The sequence below is a fragment of the Halopseudomonas sp. MFKK-1 genome (assembly GCF_027474385.1).
In the GTDB taxonomy this organism is placed as follows: Bacteria; Pseudomonadota; Gammaproteobacteria; order Pseudomonadales; family Pseudomonadaceae; genus Halopseudomonas; species Halopseudomonas aestusnigri.
Map to the genome: position 1 here is coordinate 1,352,300 of NZ_CP114836.1, position 18,836 is coordinate 1,371,135.

Below are 18,836 nucleotides of genomic sequence, written 5' to 3' on the forward strand. Positions count from 1 at the left end.
CCAGCTGGACGAATGACTATGGGATTACTGCTTACCCTGCGCCCGCCGTTTCTGTTGCTGGCACTGGTTACCGTCGCCCTGGCCGCGGCGCTGACCCCGCCGGCGTTGCTGCGAGAGAGTGACTGGCTGCTGGTGTTGCTGGGCGCGCTGGCGGCACATGGCGCAGTCAATGTGCTGAACGAGTACGCCGACTTTCGCAGCGGCCTGGATCTGCACACCGAGCGCACGCCCTTCAGTGGCGGCAGTGGCTACCTGCCGGCGCACCCGCACGCTGCGCCGGCCGCCCTTGCGCTGGGGCTGACGCTGTTGCTGCTGACCGGGCTGATCGGCCTGTGGCTGAGTTGGCGGACCGGCCCCGGCCTGTTGCCGCTCGGCATCGCCGGCGTGCTGCTGGTGGCCGGTTATACCCCGTGGATTACCCGCAATCGCTGGCTCAGTCTGCTGGCGCCGGGTACCGGCTTCGGTCTGCTGATGCTGCTCGGCAGCCAGCGCGTACTGGCCGGTGAATACACGGCCGCCGGGCTGGCGGCCGGCGTGGTGTTGTGGGCGCTGATCAATAACCTGTTACTGCTCAACCAGCTTCCCGATTGCGACGCCGACCGCCGCGTCGGCCGCGACAATCTGGCGCTGCGCTATGGGCCGGCGCTGGCCCGCCGGGTCTACGCGGCCAATTGGTTGCTGGCTTTGCTGGTGCTGTTGCTGGCCGTGCTGGCGGGCTGGTTGCCGGTTGCCAGTCTGCTGGCCTTGCCGGCTTTCGCGCTGGGTTTGCATAGCCTGTGGCTCTGTCGTCCGGATGGCGACCTGTTGCTGGCTCTGCGCAGCAATGTGCTGCAAAGCCTGCTGGTACCGGCGCTGATGGCGCTGGGTATCTGCCTGGCGCGCTGAGTTGACGGCGGCTCTCTGCCGCTTTCTTACCGTCGCACCCACACCTCAACCCGCCCATTACGACGCGCGCCACTTTCTCCGCCGGCTGAACCGACCGGCATGTAGTGTCCGTAACCGACATACCCCTGTACCCGAGTGCCCATTTCCCGCAGCGCCTTGGCGGCAGACAGCGCGCGCAGCTCGGAGATCATCTGCGCCCGCAGTTCGTGACTCTGCTGATCGGCAAAACCGATCAGCATCAGGTCGCGACCGGACTTGCCGGTGTCCTCCAGATACTGCTGTACGCGTTGCAGGTCACGCCGGGCCTTGTTGTCCAGCTGGGTGCGTCCCTCGGCAAAGCGGAAGTTGACCGACAGGCGCTGGTAATTTTCGGTCAGGCGCCTGAAGGTATCGGGCACACTGGCATCCGGCGGCAGATCGACGGCAAAGGGGGTCTGCGAAAAGAAGCCGGATTCGGCCACAATCGCCTGTCCCGTCGGGCTCTGAACGTACTCGATAAACTGCCTTGCCAGTGGCTCGCCGGTGTTTCCTGCCGTGTACAGATACAGCCGGCGTGCCAGAGGATAATCTTCGGTAGCCACCGACAGCGCGCTCGGTTTCAGCGCCGGGGCGTTGCCGTCGGCAATCGCCAGCAGCTTGCTGTTGCCCGCCGAGGCGAAGCCGGCAAAGCCGATACCGGACGGGTCGTTGCTCACGTCGTTTGACAGCTGGTCGTTCGACTCGTAACGCTGCGCGCTCGGCGTCAGGTTGTAGCGTCCGGCCAGCACCAGCTCCTTGAAGGTATCCCAGGTGCCGGATTGCTCGTCTCGGGCATAGATCCGAATTGGTCGATCCGGGCCGCCAACCTCGGACCAGTTGCTGATTTCGCCAGCGAATATGCGCGCCAGCGTATCGATATTGAGCTGCTCGACCGGGTTGGAGGGGTGTACCAGAATCGCCAGGCCATCAATTGCAATTACATGCTCGCTGTCCGGGCTGGTCATGTCGGCCCGCGAGGTCATGGCCTCGCGCTCGCTGCCCTTGACTCGACGTGATGCGGCCCAGATATCGGCGTGATCCGCCGCCAGCGCGCCGAAGCCAGTGCTCGTGCCATGCGCCGCGACCAGCACTGTCATCGGTTTGCCGTTGTAGCTGGTGGCAAGCACCGTCTCGTTGGCTGTCCCGGTTGGCCTGGCTGTCACCGGGTTGCCGGTCAGTTGCTGCAGAAAGCCGGTCATCAGCATCGGCGCAAGCGTAGCGCCGATGGTATTGGAGCCGTGGATCTCCAGTGCATGGGCGCTGGCCAGGCCGGGTAGCAGGGTGAACGAAAGCCACAGGTGGCGCAGATAGCGGCGAATTGAAGGCATGAGGGTCCTCGTTTCAACGGGCAGCGTGTGAGTCGGCTGCCAGAGTGCGACAAGGAGATAACATCCAGGTTACAGCCGGATGACGGTTGGCTGTCGGATTGCCAGGGTGTAGAGCCGGTCACACTGCCGCGATGCCGCGTTACGGCTGAACGCTGCGCCGGCAGGCTAAAAAGTGGCAATCCGCCACTCTTTCCGTGCCCTTACCCCATCCATGGAACATAATAAGAAAGAACCCGATGACGACGTGCACTCGATGGATGTAACACCCGTATACGATCCCGGTACCCTGATCATGCTGACCAGCTTGCTGATGGCTGTGATGGGTATCGTTCTGCTATTGATGGGGCGCGCCAGCACTCCTGCTATTGCGGGGTATCGTCACTGGGCGGCCGGCTCGCTGCTGGCCATGTTCTCCGGGCTGCTGATCAGTTTGCGTGGCGAGGCCCTCGACTGGCTTACCTATACGATCCCGAATACCGCCGCCATGCTGGCCTATACCCTGTACTGGATCGGCAGCGCCCGCTACTTCGGTCAGCAGCCGAGACTCAAGGGTTGGGTGGTGCTGTTTGTTGTTGCCTGGATCGGCCAGGCCTACTTTACCCACGTCGAGGACAGCCTGCGTGGGCGTTACCTGAGCCTGACCGGCTATGTGTTTGCCGCCAGCCTGATGCATGCCATCGTGTTTGCAATGGCGATCTTCCAACGCAGCAGCGATCACCGGCAGTATCTGCTGGGTGTCACGTTCACCGGTTTCTGGGTCTGCTTCTCCACCCTGGTATTTGGTGCGCGCTGGGTACATGCGGTGTTCCAGCCGCAGGACGGCCAGGGCATGCTGGATACCTCCTGGATGCAGGCGCTGTATCTCGGTACCTTCACCTTCGGACTGGTGATCGTCAATATCGGTTTTTTGCTACTCGTGTCCGAGCGTATCCGCAGCAATTTTGAAGACCTTGCCATGGTCGATACGTTGACCGGCGTGCGCAGCCGCCGCGCAGTGGCCAATGCCGCCAGTGACCTGTTCCGGCGCAGCAGGCGGAGCGGAGAGCCTTTCTCAGTCCTTTCGCTCGATCTGGACCACTTCAAGGCGATTAACGACCAGTTCGGTCATCAGACCGGTGATCGCGTCTTACAGGTCTTCTGTCGGCATGTGGAAGATGCCCTGCGCCAGTCTGATGTGTTCGGCAGGGTAGGGGGCGAGGAGTTCATCGTTCTGCTGCCGGCAACCACCATGGCTCAGGCCGGTGAGCTGTCCGAACGGCTGCGCCTGGCTGCCCTCATCAGCGAGCCGGGCTTACCCGGTGTGACCGTCAGCATTGGCTATACCGACTGGCGCCCGACAGATGCCGGTGTTGATGACACCTTCAAGCGTGCTGATCGCGCTCTGTATGCGGCGAAGGATGCGGGGCGCAATCGGGCGATGCACTGCTAGAACCTGCGTGCAGAGCCCGGGGCTGAACTCTGAGTGCGCGTTTGTCCGGGCGTTGGCGGTATGTCTGGTCGTTGTTTGGACAATCCTCATGATCGTGAGGATAACTACTGCTTTGTTTGCCAGCCGCAAGTTATCCGCACGCGCGTGAGGTTTGCTGCTCCCTGCCATCCACACCGCCAATACCCTCACATACGCCACGGTAACTCAACTGGTTACCGTGACTGGCCGGTTCTACACTGGGCGGCATTTGACCAAACAGGAAGAGCTCCAATGACTTACGAGACCCTCGATTACCAGGTGGAGGACGGTGTCCTCACGCTGACGCTGAACCGTCCTGACCGCATGAACGCCTTTAACGGCCTGATGCGTCGTGAGCTGATTGCCGCCTTTGATGCGGCGGATGCCGATGATGCGGTGCGTGTGGTGATCATGACTGGTGCGGGCCGTGCGTTCTGTGCCGGTGCGGATCTGGAGAAGGGCGGTGACACCTTCAACCGCCACAAGCGTCAGGATCAGCCCGAGGGTGATGATCTGCGTGATGGCGGCGGTACTGTCTCACTGCGTATCTACGAGTGCATCAAGCCGGTCATCGTTGCCTTCAACGGCGCGGCTGTCGGCGTCGGTGTGACCATGAGCCTGCCGGCGGATATTCGCATGGCCTCGACCAATGCCAAGTTCGGTTTCGTGTTCGCCCGTCGCGGCATCACCATGGAAGCCTGCTCCAGCTGGTTCCTGCCGCGCCTCGTTGGCCCGATGCAGGCCGCCGAGTGGGTCTATACCGGCCGCGTCTTCAGCGCCGAAGAAGCGCTCAAGGGCGGTCTGCTGCGCAGCGTCCACGAGCCGGACGAGCTGCTGCCGGCGGCGCGCGAGCTGGCCCGTGAGATTGCCGACAACACCTCGGCCATGTCTGCCGCGCTGAACCGTCAGCTGCTGTGGCGCATGATGGCGGCGGATCATCCGATGGAAGCGCATATCATCGACTCGCGCGCGATTGCCTTTATGGGTGAGTCCGAAGATGCGAAGGAGGGCGTCAGCTCGTTCCTGGAGAAGCGCGCGCCGGAGTTCAAGCTGCGTCCGAGCTCGGACAAGCCTGAGTTTTTCCCGTGGTGGGAAGAGCGCAAATTCCGATAAAAGCTACCTGCGTTGGCATTGCTGCGTTGAAGCAAAGGCCAAAAATGCTCACTTACTCTTTGTAAGGTCGGGCGCGACTCCGATCGCTTTTTGGTCTTCACTTCGCCTTGCACTGCCTGCCTCGGTGACGCTTTTATTGTTTGCCGGCAGCACGGCGTAATGCTGACCGGATACGACGCCCGCGCAGGTTCTGTGTGCGGGCGTTTCAGTGTTAGGCTTTGGCTTTTTCTACCCAATGGGAGCTGTTGCCATGAGTCGTCACTTTGAATCCGCCCCGGGCCTGTGCGAGAACCGCGATCCGGCTACCGAGGGGTTTGTCTTCAACCAGACCATGCTGCGCATCAAGGACCCGAAGGCGACGCTGGATTTCTATACCCGCGTGATGGGCATGACGCTGGTGAAGAAGCTGGATTTTACGGCCGGCAAGTTTAGTCTGTATTTTCTGGCCGCTGTCGACAGTAACGCGCTGGACAGCTGGTCTGACGATCCTGTTGAGCGCACCCACCAGACCTTCGGCCGTCCGGCCATGCTGGAGCTGACCCACAACTGGGGCACCGAAGACGATCCGGAGTTCAGCTATCACAACGGTAACGAAGAGCCGCGCGGCTTCGGCCACATCGGCTTTGCCGTGCCGGATCTGGAGGCGGCCTGCGCGCGCTTTGAGGAGCTGGGTGTGTCCTTCGTCAAGCGTCCGCAGGACGGCAAGATGCACAACATCGCCTTTATCCGTGATCCGGATGGGTATTGGATTGAGATCTTTGCGCCGGGCGGGATGGCCTGACGGGAGCGTTAAAAGCTACCTGCGTTGCCATCGCGGCGTTAAAAACCAGCTCGGCATGCTCATTTACAGCTCGTAAACTCCGCTGCCTCGCTGGTTTTTGCCTTGCGCTGCCTGCCTCGGCAACGCTTTTACCTGCCCCCGCTCTTGCTGTGGTCCTGCGGGTGTCAGGGGAAGTGCGCGCCTTCCAGCGTCCCCTGCTGGGTGCGCTTGTCGTATTCGCGGTCGTCGACGGCGAGCTGTTCCAGCAGGCGGCGGCCGGCGGCGTTGGCGGCTTGTTGCAGTTGCTCGCAGGAGGCTGCTGGCGGCAGATTGAGAATCGCCTGCTCGATCTGTCTGGCGGCATTCATCGCCAAATCCACATGACCATCCTGATGCAGCTGCAGGGCGAGCAGGTAGCTGTCCCATTGCTGCTGCACGCTGGCGGCGCGCTGCGGGTCGGGTTGCAGCCGCGGTAGGTAGGCCGTCACTGTGACGTCCGTGGTCGCTTCGGTGATGCGGCACTGACCGGGCGTGGACTCCCAGCGGAAGTTCCAGTTGACCCGGTTGGCGCTGTGCTGACGATTGCGGTTCAGGCTGGCGCGGATGGTGTCGACGGTCGCACCGCTGACATCAAAACTCTCCACCCGGCTTTGCAGTCGGGGCTCGGCACTGCTCGGGCCTGCTGATATCAGCAATGGGCCGAGCAGCAGCGGTAACAGCAATCGTTTGTGCATCAGATCGGGTCCATCAGGCGCTCAAGGGCGGCGCGGCAGCGGTTGGGGATCGGGAAGGCGGTATTGCTGGCGCGGTCCACGAATACATGGACGAAACGGCCCGCCGCGCAGGCCTCGTCACGGCCCTGCTTGAATACGGCCAGTTCGTAATGTACCGAGCTGCTGCCTAGGCGCGCGACCTTGACGCCAATCTCGATGGCGTCAGGAAAGGCGATGGGCGCGAAGTAGTCGCAGTTGGAGCTGACCACAAAGGCGACCTGATCGCCGGTATGGATGTCCAGCCCGCCTTCGGCGATCAGCCAGCTGTTCACCGCGCTGTCGAAGTAGCTGTAGTAGGTCACATTGTTGACGTGACCGTAGATGTCGTTGTCGTGCCAGCGGGTGGTGATGGCGTGCAGGTAGGGGTAATCGCTGCGCGTGGGCTTGCTCGTACTCATGAATGCTCCGCTTGGCTCAGTAAGCCTGGTTGTAGATGGCCAGCGCGTCCGCTTCGGTGACCTCGCGTGGGTTGTTGACCAGCAGACGCTGCTGCAGCATGGCGTCCCTGGCCAGCATTTCCAGTGCGTCCTTTGGCACACCGGCGTCGCGCAGACGGCTCGGCAGGCCACAGCGCGGGCTCAGCTCGGCCAGTGCGCTGATCATCTGCGCGGTCAGGCTGTCGGTGTCACCGGCAACCAGGCCGGGGCCGACGATCAGCGGTGCCAGTTCGGCATACAGCGGCGCGGCGGCCGGAGCGTTGAATTCAACCACCGTTGGCAGCACCAGCGCGTTCGACAGGCCGTGCGGAATGTGGAAGTGACCGCCAAGCGGGTAGGCCAGTGCGTGGACCGCAGCGACCGGCGCGTTGGCGAAGGCCTGGCCGGCGAGCAGGGCGCCGAGCAGCATGGCCTGGCGGGCTTCGCGGTTGCCGCCGTCCTCCACCACCGCATCCAGGTTGCCGGCCAGCAGGCGCAGGGCCTCGCGGGCGAGCATGTCGGACAGCGGGTTCTTCTTCAGTTTGCTGGTGTAGGCCTCGATGGCGTGCACCATGGCGTCGATGCCGGTGGCGGCGGTGACGTGGGCGGGCAGCCCGAGGGTCAGGTCGGCATCCAGCAGCGCCAGATCCGGCAGCAGAATTGGTGACACCACGCCCATCTTGGTGGTGGCGCCGGTGGTGATGATCGCTATCTGGGTGACTTCCGAGCCGGTGCCGGCGGTGGTCGGCACCTGAATCAGCGGCAGGCGCTGGCCGCGGGCATTGCCGACGCCGTAGATGTCCTGCAGGGTTTGGCTGCAGCTCGGGTGTGCGAGCAGGGCAACCAGTTTGGCCACATCCATCGAGCTGCCGCCACCGAAGCCGATGATCAGCTCGGCCTGCATGGCCTTGGCCTGTTCAACGGCCGCTAATACCACGGATTCCGGCGGATCGGCCTCAACCTGATCGAATACCTCAACAGCAATGCCGGCGCTGCTCAAGGTTGGCAGTACGCCGCTGAGCAGGCCAATCTTGGTAATGCCGGGGTCGGTGACAATCAGCACGCGGTGGGCGTCGCGGACCTTGCACAGCTCGCCGAGCTGGCTGGCGGAACCGGATTCGCAGAGGATCTGCGCGGTGGTGGCAAAGCTGAAGGGATTCATCGGGCCTCCGGGTTAGGTGCGGGTTCGATCTGCTGCGTGCCCGTGGGCCGCGGTTGTTGTGTGGTCGTCGCCGGATGATGACCGGCTGGCGAGATCGAAATCAGTTTCCAGACTGAGTCAATTCTGCTGACTGTGCGTTCATGCGGCAAGGGCTATTGATGTTGGCGATGGTCACTCACAGCCCGGTGATAGTGGAGCGCTCTTGTTGGCCGAGCCGGAACGCGGCCTTCCCAAGCGGTCTAGAGGAACATCTCCAGCAGGTCGTTGAGGAACAGCCGGCCGCGTTCGGTCGGACGCAGCTGCTGGCGCCAGGGCTCGAGCAGGCCCTTGGCTTCGGCCTGGTTCAGGGTATCGGCGATCTGCTCCAGTGACTGGCCGGTGCGTTCGGCGTACCAGGCACTGGGCACGCCATCGACCAGCCGCAGGGCGTTCATCAGAAAGTCGAACGGCAGCTCGTCGGTGTCCAGCGTCTTGCTGCCTGCCAGATAGGCCTTGTCCGGGTTGAGGTAGTCCTTGGGCAGGCGAGTCTTCCAGTAGCGCTGTACCTTGCCATTGGCGTCGGTCAGCTTGCCGTGGGCGCCGGCGCCCAGGCCGAGAAAGTCGCCGTACTGCCAGTAGTTGAGGTTATGGCGGGCGCGGCGACCACCCTTGGCATAGGCCGAAATCTCGTACTGGGCGTAGCCGCCGGCGGCCAGACGCTGTAGCCCGGCTTCCTGAATCGACCAGAGAATGTCTTCCTCAGGCAGCGTGGGCGGGCGCGAGTAAAACACGGTGTTCGGCTCCAGCGTCAGCTGATACCAGGACAGGTGCTCCGGGGCGAGCGCCATCGCCTGATCCAGATCGGCCATCGCCTGGGCGTGCTCCTGATTCGGCAGGCCATGCATCAGGTCGAGGTTCAGGTTGTCGAAGCCGGCGCGGCGCGCCATCTCGACAGCGCCGAGGGCTTCACGGTCGTCATGGATGCGGCCCAGCGCCTTGAGGTGCTCGGCGTTGAAACTCTGGATGCCGATCGACAGGCGATTGATGCCCGCCAGCCGGTAGTCGCGAAACTTGGCCTGCTCGAAGGTGCCGGGGTTGGCTTCGAGGGTGATTTCGATGTCGCTGGCGAACGGTACCCGCTGATCCAGCGCCTGCAGGAAGCGATCCAGCGCCGCCGCCGAAAACAGACTCGGCGTGCCGCCACCGAAGAAAATCGACGTCAGCGGTCGGGCGGGCAGGCCGTCGAGCAAGCGCAGATCCTGCTCCAGATCCTCGATCAGGGCGTCGACGTACTCGGTCTCGGGCAGGGCATCCTGACTGGTGTGCGAATTGAAGTCGCAGTAGGGGCATTTCTTTACGCACCAGGGGATATGGACATACGCCGCCAGGGGCGGCGGCTGCAAGCCACAAGACGGGGGCGTTGCCCCCTCAAGCTGCAAGCGGTCCGTGCTGGCGTTTGGGTTTGCTTGCCGCTTGCCGCTTGCCGCTTGTGGCTTCACAGGCCCAGCCTGGTTTTCAACAGCGCCATGGCGCGTGCCCGGTGGCTCAACTGATTCTTCTCTTGCGGACTGAGTTCGGCGCTGGAGCAGTCGCGCTCCGGCACCCAGAACAGCGGATCGTAGCCAAAACCGTGCTCGCCGCTGGGCGCATGCAGGATGCGGCCTTGCCAGGCGCCTTCGCAGATGACGGGAATGGGATCTTCGGCGTGGCGCAGCAGGGCCAGTGCGCAGATGAACTGGGCGCCGCGCTCGGCGTCCGGTACGTCCTTCAATGCTTCAAGCAGCTTGGCGTTGTTGGCGGCATCACCGCCACCGCCGGCGTAGCGGGCAGAGTAGATGCCGGGTGCGCCGCCCAGGGCGTCGACCGCGAGTCCGGAGTCGTCGGCCAGCGCCGGCAGGCCCGAGATGCGGGCGGCGTGACGCGCCTTGATCAGGGCGTTTTCGACGAAGGTCAGGCCGGTTTCCTCGGCTTCGATATCGGTAAAGTCGCTTTGCGGGCGGACGGTGATGCTGTCACCCAGCATGGCCTGGAGTTCAGCGAGCTTGCCCTTGTTGTTGCTGGCGAGCACCAACTCACTGAAGGGCAGGGCAGTTTTATTGGTCATCGGGGAAGAATTCCTGCTGGAAGCTCAGGCTGTGCACCATGGCGCCTTCTTCGGCCTGGATATCGACCTTGAACAGCAAAATGCCGCGCTGGGTAGAGGTGTAGTTGGCGACAAAGTAGATGGCGTCGCCTTCCTGAATGCGGTTGAAGTCGAGCGCGACCGGCTGGCCGATCAGGCTGCGCACTTCGCCCTTGAGGATAGCGTCGACCGCGCTGCCGTCCGGCCGCTGCACGGCGACGTTGATCACGCCGTGGGTCGGGCCGCGCTTGAGGCCGGCGTTGGCGGCGATGTCGGGCTGCAGCAGGGTGCTGTTGAATACGTTGTGGTAGACCACCAGATCACCGAAGCGAGTGGGCTCGGGGCCGGCGAACACGTTGAGGCTGAGCAGCATCAGGCTCAGCAGGCAGAGACGACGAAACATGGCAGTTCTCCTCGAAAGTGGACTAGCGACTGACCCGGTAGATCGCGACTTCACCCAGCATGTTGGGCCACAGGCCGCTCAACCAGCTGCTCTGGTGGGTCTGGTCGACCACCAGGCGGTTCAGCACCTTGATGTTGCGCTCCCGGCACAGCTGCTCGAAGTCCTTGAAGGTGCAGAAGTGGATGTTCGGGGTGTTGTACCAAGTGTAGGGCATGAACTCGGACACCGGCATGCGGCCCTTGGTGCCCAGATACCAGCGGCATCGCCAGTGGGCAAAGTTGGGGAAGGTCAGAATGCCTTCGTGGCCGATGCGCAGCATGTCTTCCAGTACCCGGTCGGGGTAGTGCATGGCCTGCAGTGACTGGGTCATGACCACGGTGTCGAAGCTGTTGTCCTCGAAGTTGTCGAGGCTTTCGTCGAGGTTCTGCTCCATCACGTTGACGCCGTGTCGGATACAGCTGCTGATCTTGTCCGGGTCGATTTCCAGGCCGTAGCCCTGCACCTGCTTGTGATCGCGCAGGTGGCGCAGCAACTGGCCCTCGCCGCAGCCCAGGTCGAGTACCCGGCTGCCCGGGCGAATCCACTGCTGGATGATCTCCAGATCGGCGCGCAGGCTCATTGGTTCACCTCGATGCGGTTCATGTAGCCACTCAGGGCCTCGATATAGCGGGGAATCGGCAGCAGGAAGGCGTCGTGGCCCTGGGCGGCTTCGATCTCCAGATAGCTGACGTCCTTGCGGGCGGCGAGCAGGCCGTCGACCAGTTCGCGCGAGCGCGCCGGCGAGAAGCGCCAGTCGGTAGTGAACGACATCACCAGACAGCGAGCCTGGACCACCGCCAGTGTGCGCGCCAGATCACCACCGTTGGCCGCGGCCGGGTCAAAGTAGTCCAGCGCCTTGGTCATCAGCAGGTAGGTATTGGCATCGAAGCGACCGGAGAACTCCTGACCCTGATAGCGCAGGTAGCTTTCCACCTCGAACTCGACGCTGGTCAGGTCGTAGTTGAGCTGATCGGAGCGCAGATCGCGGCCGAACTTGGCGCCCATCGAGTCGTCCGACAGGTAGGTAATGTGGCCGACCATGCGCGCCAGCATCAGGCCGCGCTTGGGGATCACGCCAAAGGCGGCGTAGTCGCCGTTGTGGAAGTCCGGATCGGTAATGATTGCCTGCCGGGCCACCTCGTTGAAGGCGATGTTCTGTGCCGACAGCTTGGGCGCGGTGGCAATGGCCACGCAGTGACGCACGCGCTCCGGGTAGCTGATCGCCCACTGCAGCGCCTGCATGCCGCCAAGACTGCCGCCCACCACCGCAGCCCACTGCTGAATGCCCAGCACGTCGGCCAGCCGGGCCTGACTGTGTACCCAGTCTTCGACGGTAACGACCGGAAAACTGGCGCCGTAGCTCTTGCCGGTTTCCGGGTTGATGCTGGACGGGCCGGTGGAGCCGTGGCAGCCGCCGAGGTTGTTCAGGCTGACGACGAAGAAGCGATTGGTGTCGATGGCCTTACCGGGGCCGATGCAGTTGTCCCACCAGCCCGGTTTGCGATCGTCGGCGCTGTGGTAGCCGGCGGCGTGGTGATGGCCGGACAGGGCGTGGCAGATCAGCACCGCGTTGCTGGCGCTGGCGTTGAGCTCACCGTAAGTCTCGTAGACCAGCTCGTAGCTGTTCAGCGGCGTGCCGCAGGCCAGGGGCAGAGGGTCGGTAAACGTCTGGCGCTGGGGGGTGACCAGGCCGACGGAGTCAGCAGGTAGTCGGGACATCGGTAACCTGTTCCTGTGTCGCTTGGCCGGACTTCGTAGGGAGGATCACTCCCGGGATACAGCAGGCAGGCGAAGGGCCAATTATGGATGCGCCAGTCTAAAGAGGGCGTTGGTCTGGCGCAACATTCAGCCGCGGCTGATACCCAGATCCTCGGGCAGTTGCTGCGGCTGCTTTATCAGCAGGCGTTTCTGCCGGCTGGTCTGGCCGCTGAGCAGGCTGACCTGCTGGCGGCTGACCGCAAAGGCGTCGGCCAGAAAGCGCATCAGCGCGTCGTTGGCCTTGCCGTCGACGGGCGGTGCGCTGATGCGGATCTTCAGCCGTTCGCCATGCTGGCCGGCAAACTCGGCGCGCTTGGCGCCGGGCTGCAGATGGCAGTCGAGGATCAGGTCCTCGCCTTGCCAGTGGTAGAACGGCACTGGCGTCAGAGTGCCAGCGTCAGGCCACGGGGCATGCTGGCCGCGGCTGCCAGGTTGGCGATGACCAGCATGTCGAACAGCCGAATGGCGATAAAGGCAAAGATCGGTGACAGGTCCAGCCCGCCCAGTGCCGGCAGGATCTTGCGGATCGGTGCCAGCAGCGGCTCGCACAACTGGTTGATCAGCGTTACCGCCGGGTTGTAGCTGCCCTGGGCGACCCACGACAGGATTACACTGATGATCAGCGCGAAGAAGAAGATCTTGGCGAACAGCGCGAGGATGCCAATGGCCGACCAGGCGACCAGCAGGATAATGTTCGGCAGCGCGTAGCCCATCAACTTGATGATCAGCACCATCAGCACCAGCTGGATTGCCAGCGCCAGGACCAGCGAGGCGAAGTCCAGCCCGCCGTAACCGGGAATAATCCGGCGCAGCGGCATCAGCAGCGGCTTGGTGGCACGGACGATGAACTGCGAGATCGGGTTATAGAAGTCGGCGCGGACCAGCTGCAGCAGAAAGCGCAGCAGTACTACCAGCAGGTAGAGATTGCCGAGGGTTTGCAGCAGGTAGATGGCGGCCGTGTTCAGGCTGTTCATGGGCAATCAATCCTCAGGCAAGCTCGCGGGACATTTCGGCTGCGCGGTCGGCACAGGCCTGCATGGCGTCGTCGACCAGCTTCGGCAACCCCTGGCTGCGGAAGGTTTCGATGGCGCGTTCGGTGGTGCCGTTGGGTGAGCAGACGCGACGGCGCAGCTCGGCAACGTCGACGTCGCTGTGTACCGCCATGTCGGCGGCGCCCAGGCCGGTGAACAGGGCCAGACGTTCGGCGGTGTCGCGCGGCAGGCCAAGTTTTTCGCCGGCGTCGATCATCGCTTCCATCAGGTAGAAGAAGTAGGCCGGGCCACTGCCGGAGACCGCGGTGACGGCGTCGATCAGCTTTTCCTCATCCAGCCAGACACTGATGCCGACCGCGTTGAGGATGCCTTCGGCCTGCTCACGCTGCTCGTCGCTGACCGCGGCGTTGGCATACAGGCCGCTGACGCCCTGGCCGCGCAGCGACGGCGTATTGGGCATGCAGCGGACGATGGCGGTACCGGCGCCGAGCCAGTTTTCCAGGCTGCTGCAGGTGATGCCGGCGGCAATCGAAATGATCAGCTGGCCGGGCTTGCGGCTGCGTGGCAGGGCGCGGCAGACGTCCTGCATGACCTGCGGCTTGACTGCCAGCAGCAGGATGTCGCACTCGGCGGCCAGAATGGCGTTGTCGGTCGCGGTGCGAATATGAAACTGGCGCTCCAGAGCAGCGCACTGCTCGGCCTTGGTGTCGCTGGCGATCAGGTTTGCCGGCTTGACGTTTTTCTGCAGCATGCCGCCGATCAGGCTGGTGGCCATGTTGCCGGCGCCGATGAATCCGATTACGGGTGCGGTCATTTGGGAAACCTCGTTCTGCATGCGTTAGGTGTTGGGGTACTGGCGCTGCCCGAACAGGGCGGTGCCGATACGCACTATGGTGGCGCCTTCCTGCACCGCTTCGGTCAGGTCGTCGCTCATGCCCATCGACAGGGTGTCCAGGTCCAGCGGCAGGCTTTGGGCAGCCTGGCGCAGCGCAGCCAGCGGCGCGCGGCGTGCCTCGCTGGTCTCGGCCGGGGCCGGAATGGCCATCAGCCCGCGCAGCCGGAGGCGCGGCAGCGCCGCGACCGCGGCAGCCAGCTCGGGCAGTTCGGCCAGCGATACGCCGGATTTGCTGTCTTCGGCGCTGATATTTACCTGCAGGCAGACATTCAGCGGCGGCAGATGTTCCGGGCGCTGGTCAGAGAGGCGCTGGGCGATTTTCAGGCGATCGACGCTGTGCACCCAGTCGAAGTGCTCGGCGATGGGACGCGTCTTGTTCGATTGAATGGGGCCGATGAAGTGCCAGTGCAAGGGCAGATCACTCAGCTCGGCCATCTTGTCGAGGGCTTCCTGCAGGTAGTTTTCGCCGATATCCTTCAGCCCGGCGGCCCAGGCGTCGCGAATGGCGCTGGCGGGCCGGGTCTTGCTGACGGCCAGCAGGGTGATCGCTTCCGGAGGCCGTCCGGCCGCCTCTGCAGCCCGCCGGATGCGCTCACGAACGTTTGCAATATTCTCTGCTATCGTGGACATTACGGACGTTAATACCTTGCCAATGGAATAGACACTGCGGGCATTCTACATGCATGCAGGTTGTTATGGGGAACCCTATGGATATTACCGAGCTGTTAGCCTTCAGCGCTAAACAGGGCGCGTCGGACTTGCACCTGTCGGCAGGATTGCCGCCCATGATCCGTGTTGATGGCGACGTGCGCCGGATCAACGTACCGGCGATGGAGCACAAGCAGGTTCATGCGCTGATCTACGACATCATGAACGACAAGCAGCGCAAGGACTACGAGGAGTTCCTGGAGACCGACTTCTCGTTCGAGGTCCCCGGCGTAGCCCGGTTCCGGGTTAACGCGTTCAACCAGAATCGTGGCGCAGGCGCGGTGTTCCGGACCATTCCTTCCAAGGTGCTGACCATGGAAGATCTGGGCATGGGCGATGTGTTCAAGAAGATTTCCGATGTGCCGCGCGGGCTGGTGCTGGTGACCGGGCCGACCGGCTCGGGCAAGTCCACCAGTCTGGCGGCCATGCTCGACTACATCAATTGCAACAAATACCAGCACATCCTGACCATCGAGGACCCGATCGAGTTCGTTCACGAGTCGAAGAAGTGTCTGGTCAACCAGCGTGAAGTGCACCGTGACACACTTGGCTTTGCCGAAGCATTGCGCTCGGCACTGCGGGAAGACCCGGATATCATTCTGGTCGGCGAGATGCGCGACCTGGAAACCATTCGCCTGGCGCTGACTGCGGCAGAAACCGGTCACCTGGTGTTCGGCACCCTGCATACCACCTCGGCGGCCAAGACCATCGACCGTATCGTCGACGTGTTCCCCGGTGAGGAAAAGGCCATGGTGCGCTCGATGCTGTCCGAGTCACTGCAGGCGGTAATTTCCCAGACGCTGCTGAAGAAGATCGGCGGCGGCCGGGTCGCCGCGCACGAAATCATGATCGGCACACCGGCGATCCGGAACCTGATCCGTGAAGACAAGATTGCGCAGATGTACTCGGCGATCCAGACCGGCGGCAACCTCGGCATGCAGACCCTCGACATGTGTTTGAAGTCGCTGGTCGCCAAGGGCCTGGTCAGCAAGGAAAGCGCCCGTGAGAAAGCCAAGGTCGCCGACGGATTCTGAGTTCAACAAATAGTGCCGGCGGCGGTGTGCCTGCCGCCATGAAGGAAAGTAGAGGCAACCCATGGAGTTCGAGAAGCTGTTGCGGTTGATGGTCGAGAAGGGTGCGTCCGACCTGTTCATTACCGCCGGTGTGCCACCGAGCATGAAGGTGAATGGCAAGATCCTGCCGGTTACCAAAACCCCGCTGTCGCCGGAGCAGACCCGCGAAACCGTGCTGGGCGTGATGACCGAAGCGCAGCGTCGCGAGTTCGCCGAGAAGCGCGAATGCAACTTCGCCATCAGTGCGCGCGGCATTGGCCGGTTCCGGGTCAGCTCGTTCTATCAGCGCAATCTGGTGGGCATGGTGTTGCGCCGTATCGAGGTCAACATTCCGACCATGGAAGAACTGCGGCTGCCGGAGGTGCTGAAGCAGCTGGCCATGACCAAGCGCGGTCTGGTGATCTTCGTCGGCGCTACCGGTACCGGCAAGTCGACCTCGCTGGCCTCAATGATCGGCTACCGCAACAAGCACTCCAGCGGGCACATCATCTCCATCGAAGATCCGATCGAATTCATTCACCAGCATCAGAACTGCATTGTTACCCAGCGCGAGGTCGGTATTGATACCGACTCGTTCGAGGTGGCGCTGAAGAACACCTTGCGTCAGGCGCCGGACGTGATTCTGATCGGTGAGGTGCGGACCAAGGAAACCATGGATCACGCGGTGGCCTTTGCCGAAACCGGCCACCTGTGTCTGGCTACCCTGCACGCCAACAACGCCAACCAGGCGCTGGACCGCATCATTCACTTCTTCCCGACCGAGATGCATCAGCAGGTCTGGATGGACCTGTCACTGAATCTCAAGGCGATTGTTGCCCAGCAGCTGATTCCCACGCCCGATGGCAAGGGCCGTCGGGCTGCCATCGAAGTGCTGCTTAATACGCCGCTGGCCGCCGACATGATTCGCAAGGGTGAGGTGCATGAGCTCAAGCCGTTAATGGCCCGCTCCAATGAATTGGGCATGCAGACCTTCGATCAGGCGCTCTACAAGCTCTACAGTGCCGGCGAGATCACCTATGAAGATGCGCTGTTGCACGCCGACTCGGCGAACGACCTGCGTCTGATGATCAAGCTGGGCTCGGAAACCGACGGTCAGCACCTGATGCAGGACCAGCTGAGCCACGGCCTGTCGCTGGAAGAAGAGGAAGAAGTCGCCTCGCGCACGCGGCGGTTCTGAGTCGCTGACGGTCGGCTGACTAGCCGGCCGTCGCGGTATGCAGCTGGTTGCGCCCGCCGCGCTTGGCCTCCAGCAGGGCGTGATCGGCCTGGCTGATGGTGTCGGAATAGCTGTTATTCGGGCTGTGCTGTGCGATGCCGATACTGACGGTCATGCCGACCGACTCGTCCTGCACCCGGATGGTCAGTCGCTCGACAGCGGACCGTACCCGCTCCATCACCAGGGTCGCCTCGGCGGTACCGGTTTCCGGCAGCAGAATCAGGAACTCTTCTCCCCCCCAGCGACCGCACAGGTCGCTGTCCCGAATTTCGGCATCCAGCACTCGCGCCAGCTCAATCAGTGCGCCGTCGCCAACTTCGTGGCCATAACGATCATTGATGCTCTTGAAGTGGTCGACATCCAGCATGGCGATGCTGAACGGGCGCTGATAGCGGATGAAGCGCTCGGCTTCCTTCTTCAGGCGGTCTACCAGCAGGCGGCGATTACCCAGGCCGGTCAGTGCGTCGTGGGTGGAGGCTTCGCGCAGCGCCTCGTTCAGGTCGCGCATCATGTTCTGATAGCGGTCCGAGATGCGGGCCACCTTCTCCAGTTGACGCAATTGCTTGTTCAGTCGCTCGGTCAGCGACTGCTCGCGCTGCCGGGCCATGCTCTGGAATCCGTCGGAGATGTGACTGATGCGGTCGATTCGACGGGCCAGATCCTGATGGGCTGACCACAGCTCGTTCAGCGGCGCATACAGAGGACTCTGCTGGAGCTCGGTTTGCTCCAGTAGCCGTGGAATCTGCGCTTCGAGGTCCTCTTTGTTTCCTTTCATGGCGTGCTCAGGGGTGACTGATGATGTTGAAATTGAAGGTACAGTCTTCCTTGAATTCTTCTGCCAGCTCGGCGACACGCTCGTTCTGCGGGTCGTAGTACCAGTTGACCGCAACTTGCTTGCCGTCCTGATGGGCGGCTTCCAGCAGGTCGAAAACGTCCATCATGGCCTTCACGCTGCTGGTGTTCAGGTACAGCAGACGCAGCTCAAGGCTCAGTGGAGCGCCTGCCTGATCGAGATAGGACTCGATCCAGTCGAACACCTGCTGAAACAGGTCAAAGGAATTTTCCGGATAGGAGTCGCCGGCCATATGCAGATGGCCGGCGTTCCAGTCGCTGCGTACTTCCGGTGTAGATTGCGAGCTGGGGATGCTGAAATCGTTCATAGGTGCTTGGCTCTTGGTTCGGTCAGATCACGGCGCGCAGGCTGAAAAAGCTGCGACCGTTGGCGACGGGCTGCAGCGAGGCCTGCAGCGGGGCGCTGGATTTGCGGGCAATGTCAATCAGGCCCAGGCCCGCGCCGGAGGGGCGCTCGGCGTCGCGCGGGCGACGCAGTTGCTCCTTGTAGGCTGCCTTCAGGCCGGCTTTGTCCAGTTCTGCCAGCCGGGCAATCGAACTGACCAGATTTTCCCCGTCGGCGCTTTCGATCAGGTTGCCTGCCGACACGATATACCGTCCGTCCTCATCCCGTGATACGACCACGGTGGCGCCAGCCTCCTGCTCGTTCCAACCCTTGGCCCGGGTGTAATGGCTGATATTCTGGGTCATTTCGATGTAGACGGCAAAAACATCCATGGCAGCGGAAGTCGGTGCGCTATCGGCGGCCAGATAGTTACGCAATGCGTTGCCGATCTCTTCGATCAGGCTGCGCGAGATGGGGCCGTTGAAGCACAGCAGGATCTGCTGGCTGTTGAATTGTTCGCGCATCGCGAACAGGTCGATATGGTCCATTACAACTCCTGTGCGGTCGGGCGT

At 62.7% G+C, this 18,836-nt stretch carries 22 protein-coding genes; 6 read left to right on the forward strand and 16 right to left on the reverse strand.

Going from position 1 to position 18,836, the window contains the following annotated elements:
* Window positions 1-18 precede the first annotated feature (18 nt).
* Complete coding sequence (locus tag O5O48_RS06185; RefSeq protein ID WP_269688452.1) at window positions 19-885, forward strand: prenyltransferase; 867 nt, start codon at window positions 19-21, stop codon at window positions 883-885.
* Window positions 886-911: 26 nt separating this feature from the next.
* Here the strand turns inward: O5O48_RS06185 and O5O48_RS06190 are convergent, their stop codons facing one another.
* On the reverse strand, window positions 912-2,231 hold the full coding sequence (locus tag O5O48_RS06190) for a substrate-binding domain-containing protein (protein ID WP_269688453.1): 1,320 nt from the start codon (window positions 2,229-2,231) through the stop codon (window positions 912-914).
* Window positions 2,232-2,484: 253 nt separating this feature from the next.
* Here O5O48_RS06190 and O5O48_RS06195 point away from each other — a divergent pair, with 253 nt between their 5' ends.
* The 3 genes from O5O48_RS06195 (at window position 2,485) to gloA (ending at window position 5,572) form a co-directional block, all read left to right on the forward strand.
* On the forward strand, window positions 2,485-3,660 hold the full coding sequence (locus O5O48_RS06195) for a GGDEF domain-containing protein (RefSeq protein WP_269688454.1): 1,176 nt from the start codon (window positions 2,485-2,487) through the stop codon (window positions 3,658-3,660).
* Between the two features lie 270 nt (window positions 3,661-3,930).
* Window positions 3,931-4,791 carry a crotonase/enoyl-CoA hydratase family protein gene (locus O5O48_RS06200; RefSeq protein ID WP_228247109.1) on the forward strand — a complete coding sequence of 287 codons (861 nt, stop codon included), beginning with the start codon at window positions 3,931-3,933 and terminating at the stop codon, window positions 4,789-4,791.
* 250 nt (window positions 4,792-5,041) lie between these two features.
* Window positions 5,042-5,572 (forward strand): lactoylglutathione lyase, encoded by a 531-nt coding sequence (gene gloA, locus O5O48_RS06205; protein WP_269688455.1) that lies wholly within the window; start codon window positions 5,042-5,044, stop codon window positions 5,570-5,572.
* 164 nt (window positions 5,573-5,736) lie between these two features.
* Here the strand turns inward: gloA and O5O48_RS06210 are convergent, their stop codons facing one another.
* From O5O48_RS06210 to O5O48_RS06265, 12 genes are all read right to left on the reverse strand, one after another.
* Window positions 5,737-6,285, reverse strand: coding sequence for a DUF922 domain-containing protein (locus O5O48_RS06210; RefSeq protein ID WP_269688456.1), 549 nt, complete (start codon window positions 6,283-6,285; stop codon window positions 5,737-5,739).
* On the reverse strand, window positions 6,285-6,722 hold the full coding sequence (locus O5O48_RS06215) for an acyl-CoA thioesterase (protein ID WP_228247106.1): 438 nt from the start codon (window positions 6,720-6,722) through the stop codon (window positions 6,285-6,287). The genes O5O48_RS06210 and O5O48_RS06215 overlap by 1 nt, the downstream gene beginning before the upstream one ends.
* 16 nt (window positions 6,723-6,738) lie before the next feature.
* Complete coding sequence (locus O5O48_RS06220; protein WP_269688457.1) at window positions 6,739-7,902, reverse strand: iron-containing alcohol dehydrogenase; 1,164 nt, start codon at window positions 7,900-7,902, stop codon at window positions 6,739-6,741.
* Between the two features lie 239 nt (window positions 7,903-8,141).
* Complete coding sequence (gene hemW / locus O5O48_RS06225; RefSeq protein ID WP_269688674.1) at window positions 8,142-9,320, reverse strand: radical SAM family heme chaperone HemW; 1,179 nt, start codon at window positions 9,318-9,320, stop codon at window positions 8,142-8,144.
* A gap of 56 nt (window positions 9,321-9,376) precedes the next feature.
* Window positions 9,377-9,985 carry an RdgB/HAM1 family non-canonical purine NTP pyrophosphatase gene (gene rdgB, locus O5O48_RS06230; protein ID WP_228247104.1) on the reverse strand — a complete coding sequence of 203 codons (609 nt, stop codon included), beginning with the start codon at window positions 9,983-9,985 and terminating at the stop codon, window positions 9,377-9,379.
* Complete coding sequence (locus tag O5O48_RS06235; RefSeq protein WP_228247103.1) at window positions 9,975-10,406, reverse strand: DUF4426 domain-containing protein; 432 nt, start codon at window positions 10,404-10,406, stop codon at window positions 9,975-9,977. The genes rdgB and O5O48_RS06235 overlap by 11 nt, the downstream gene beginning before the upstream one ends.
* Window positions 10,407-10,428: 22 nt before the next feature.
* A complete protein-coding gene (gene metW / locus O5O48_RS06240; RefSeq protein ID WP_088276147.1) occupies window positions 10,429-11,019 on the reverse strand; it encodes a methionine biosynthesis protein MetW in 591 nt (196 codons plus the stop codon).
* Window positions 11,020-11,021: 2 nt separating this feature from the next.
* A complete protein-coding gene (gene metX / locus O5O48_RS06245) occupies window positions 11,022-12,164 on the reverse strand; it encodes a homoserine O-succinyltransferase MetX (RefSeq protein WP_228247102.1) in 1,143 nt (380 codons plus the stop codon).
* Between the two features lie 126 nt (window positions 12,165-12,290).
* Window positions 12,291-12,581: a DUF167 family protein gene (locus O5O48_RS06250; RefSeq protein WP_269688458.1), complete on the reverse strand. Its 291-nt coding sequence runs from the start codon at window positions 12,579-12,581 to the stop codon at window positions 12,291-12,293.
* A gap of 5 nt (window positions 12,582-12,586) precedes the next feature.
* A complete protein-coding gene (locus tag O5O48_RS06255; RefSeq protein WP_269688459.1) occupies window positions 12,587-13,177 on the reverse strand; it encodes a YggT family protein in 591 nt (196 codons plus the stop codon).
* A 13-nt stretch (window positions 13,178-13,190) separates the two neighbouring features.
* Entirely contained in the window at window positions 13,191-14,009 is an 819-nt protein-coding gene (gene proC, locus O5O48_RS06260; RefSeq protein WP_269688460.1) for a pyrroline-5-carboxylate reductase, read from the reverse strand.
* A 24-nt stretch (window positions 14,010-14,033) separates the two neighbouring features.
* A complete protein-coding gene (locus tag O5O48_RS06265) occupies window positions 14,034-14,720 on the reverse strand; it encodes a YggS family pyridoxal phosphate-dependent enzyme (protein WP_269688461.1) in 687 nt (228 codons plus the stop codon).
* A gap of 77 nt (window positions 14,721-14,797) precedes the next feature.
* On the opposite strand from O5O48_RS06265, the gene O5O48_RS06270 reads away from it, so the two are divergent.
* Entirely contained in the window at window positions 14,798-15,832 is a 1,035-nt protein-coding gene (locus O5O48_RS06270) for a type IV pilus twitching motility protein PilT (RefSeq protein WP_088276051.1), read from the forward strand.
* A 61-nt stretch (window positions 15,833-15,893) separates the two neighbouring features.
* Complete coding sequence (locus tag O5O48_RS06275) at window positions 15,894-17,048, forward strand: PilT/PilU family type 4a pilus ATPase (RefSeq protein WP_228247097.1); 1,155 nt, start codon at window positions 15,894-15,896, stop codon at window positions 17,046-17,048.
* Between the two features lie 19 nt (window positions 17,049-17,067).
* On the opposite strand, the gene siaD is transcribed toward O5O48_RS06275, so the two are convergent.
* The 3 genes from siaD to siaB are packed head-to-tail and all read right to left on the reverse strand — an operon-like array spanning window position 17,068 to window position 18,812.
* Window positions 17,068-17,862 (reverse strand): biofilm regulation diguanylate cyclase SiaD, encoded by a 795-nt coding sequence (gene siaD, locus O5O48_RS06280; protein ID WP_228247096.1) that lies wholly within the window; start codon window positions 17,860-17,862, stop codon window positions 17,068-17,070.
* Between the two features lie 7 nt (window positions 17,863-17,869).
* Window positions 17,870-18,247, reverse strand: a complete 378-nt coding sequence (gene siaC, locus O5O48_RS06285) for a biofilm regulation phosphoprotein SiaC (RefSeq protein ID WP_228247095.1) — start codon at window positions 18,245-18,247, stop codon at window positions 17,870-17,872.
* A gap of 22 nt (window positions 18,248-18,269) precedes the next feature.
* The gene (gene siaB / locus O5O48_RS06290) at window positions 18,270-18,812 is read right to left on the reverse strand and encodes a biofilm regulation protein kinase SiaB (RefSeq protein WP_228247094.1); all 543 of its coding nucleotides are present in this window, start codon (window positions 18,810-18,812) and stop codon (window positions 18,270-18,272) included.
* Window positions 18,813-18,836: the final 24 nt, after the last annotated feature.

Excerpts from the sequence above, each read along its gene's own strand:
- O5O48_RS06200 (WP_228247109.1), top strand. The coding sequence starts at position 3,931 with ATGACTTACGAGACCCTCGATTACCAGGTGGAGGACGGTGTCCTCACG.
- O5O48_RS06275 (WP_228247097.1), top strand. The coding sequence starts at position 15,894 with ATGGAGTTCGAGAAGCTGTTGCGGTTGATGGTCGAGAAGGGTGCGTCC.
- O5O48_RS06255 (WP_269688459.1), bottom strand. The coding sequence starts at position 13,177 with ATGAACAGCCTGAACACGGCCGCCATCTACCTGCTGCAAACCCTCGGC.
- O5O48_RS06215 (WP_228247106.1), bottom strand. The coding sequence starts at position 6,722 with ATGAGTACGAGCAAGCCCACGCGCAGCGATTACCCCTACCTGCACGCC.
- O5O48_RS06220 (WP_269688457.1), bottom strand. The coding sequence starts at position 7,902 with ATGAATCCCTTCAGCTTTGCCACCACCGCGCAGATCCTCTGCGAATCC.
- siaC (WP_228247095.1), bottom strand. The coding sequence starts at position 18,247 with ATGAACGATTTCAGCATCCCCAGCTCGCAATCTACACCGGAAGTACGC.
- O5O48_RS06195 (WP_269688454.1), top strand. The coding sequence starts at position 2,485 with ATGGATGTAACACCCGTATACGATCCCGGTACCCTGATCATGCTGACC.
- proC (WP_269688460.1), bottom strand. The coding sequence starts at position 14,009 with ATGACCGCACCCGTAATCGGATTCATCGGCGCCGGCAACATGGCCACC.
- metX (WP_228247102.1), bottom strand. The coding sequence starts at position 12,164 with ATGTCCCGACTACCTGCTGACTCCGTCGGCCTGGTCACCCCCCAGCGC.
- O5O48_RS06235 (WP_228247103.1), bottom strand. The coding sequence starts at position 10,406 with ATGTTTCGTCGTCTCTGCCTGCTGAGCCTGATGCTGCTCAGCCTCAAC.
- siaB (WP_228247094.1), bottom strand. The coding sequence starts at position 18,812 with ATGGACCATATCGACCTGTTCGCGATGCGCGAACAATTCAACAGCCAG.
- gloA (WP_269688455.1), top strand. The coding sequence starts at position 5,042 with ATGAGTCGTCACTTTGAATCCGCCCCGGGCCTGTGCGAGAACCGCGAT.
- O5O48_RS06185 (WP_269688452.1), top strand. The coding sequence starts at position 19 with ATGGGATTACTGCTTACCCTGCGCCCGCCGTTTCTGTTGCTGGCACTG.
- siaD (WP_228247096.1), bottom strand. The coding sequence starts at position 17,862 with ATGAAAGGAAACAAAGAGGACCTCGAAGCGCAGATTCCACGGCTACTG.
- rdgB (WP_228247104.1), bottom strand. The coding sequence starts at position 9,985 with ATGACCAATAAAACTGCCCTGCCCTTCAGTGAGTTGGTGCTCGCCAGC.
- O5O48_RS06210 (WP_269688456.1), bottom strand. The coding sequence starts at position 6,285 with ATGCACAAACGATTGCTGTTACCGCTGCTGCTCGGCCCATTGCTGATA.
- O5O48_RS06270 (WP_088276051.1), top strand. The coding sequence starts at position 14,798 with ATGGATATTACCGAGCTGTTAGCCTTCAGCGCTAAACAGGGCGCGTCG.
- O5O48_RS06190 (WP_269688453.1), bottom strand. The coding sequence starts at position 2,231 with ATGCCTTCAATTCGCCGCTATCTGCGCCACCTGTGGCTTTCGTTCACC.
- O5O48_RS06265 (WP_269688461.1), bottom strand. The coding sequence starts at position 14,720 with ATGTCCACGATAGCAGAGAATATTGCAAACGTTCGTGAGCGCATCCGG.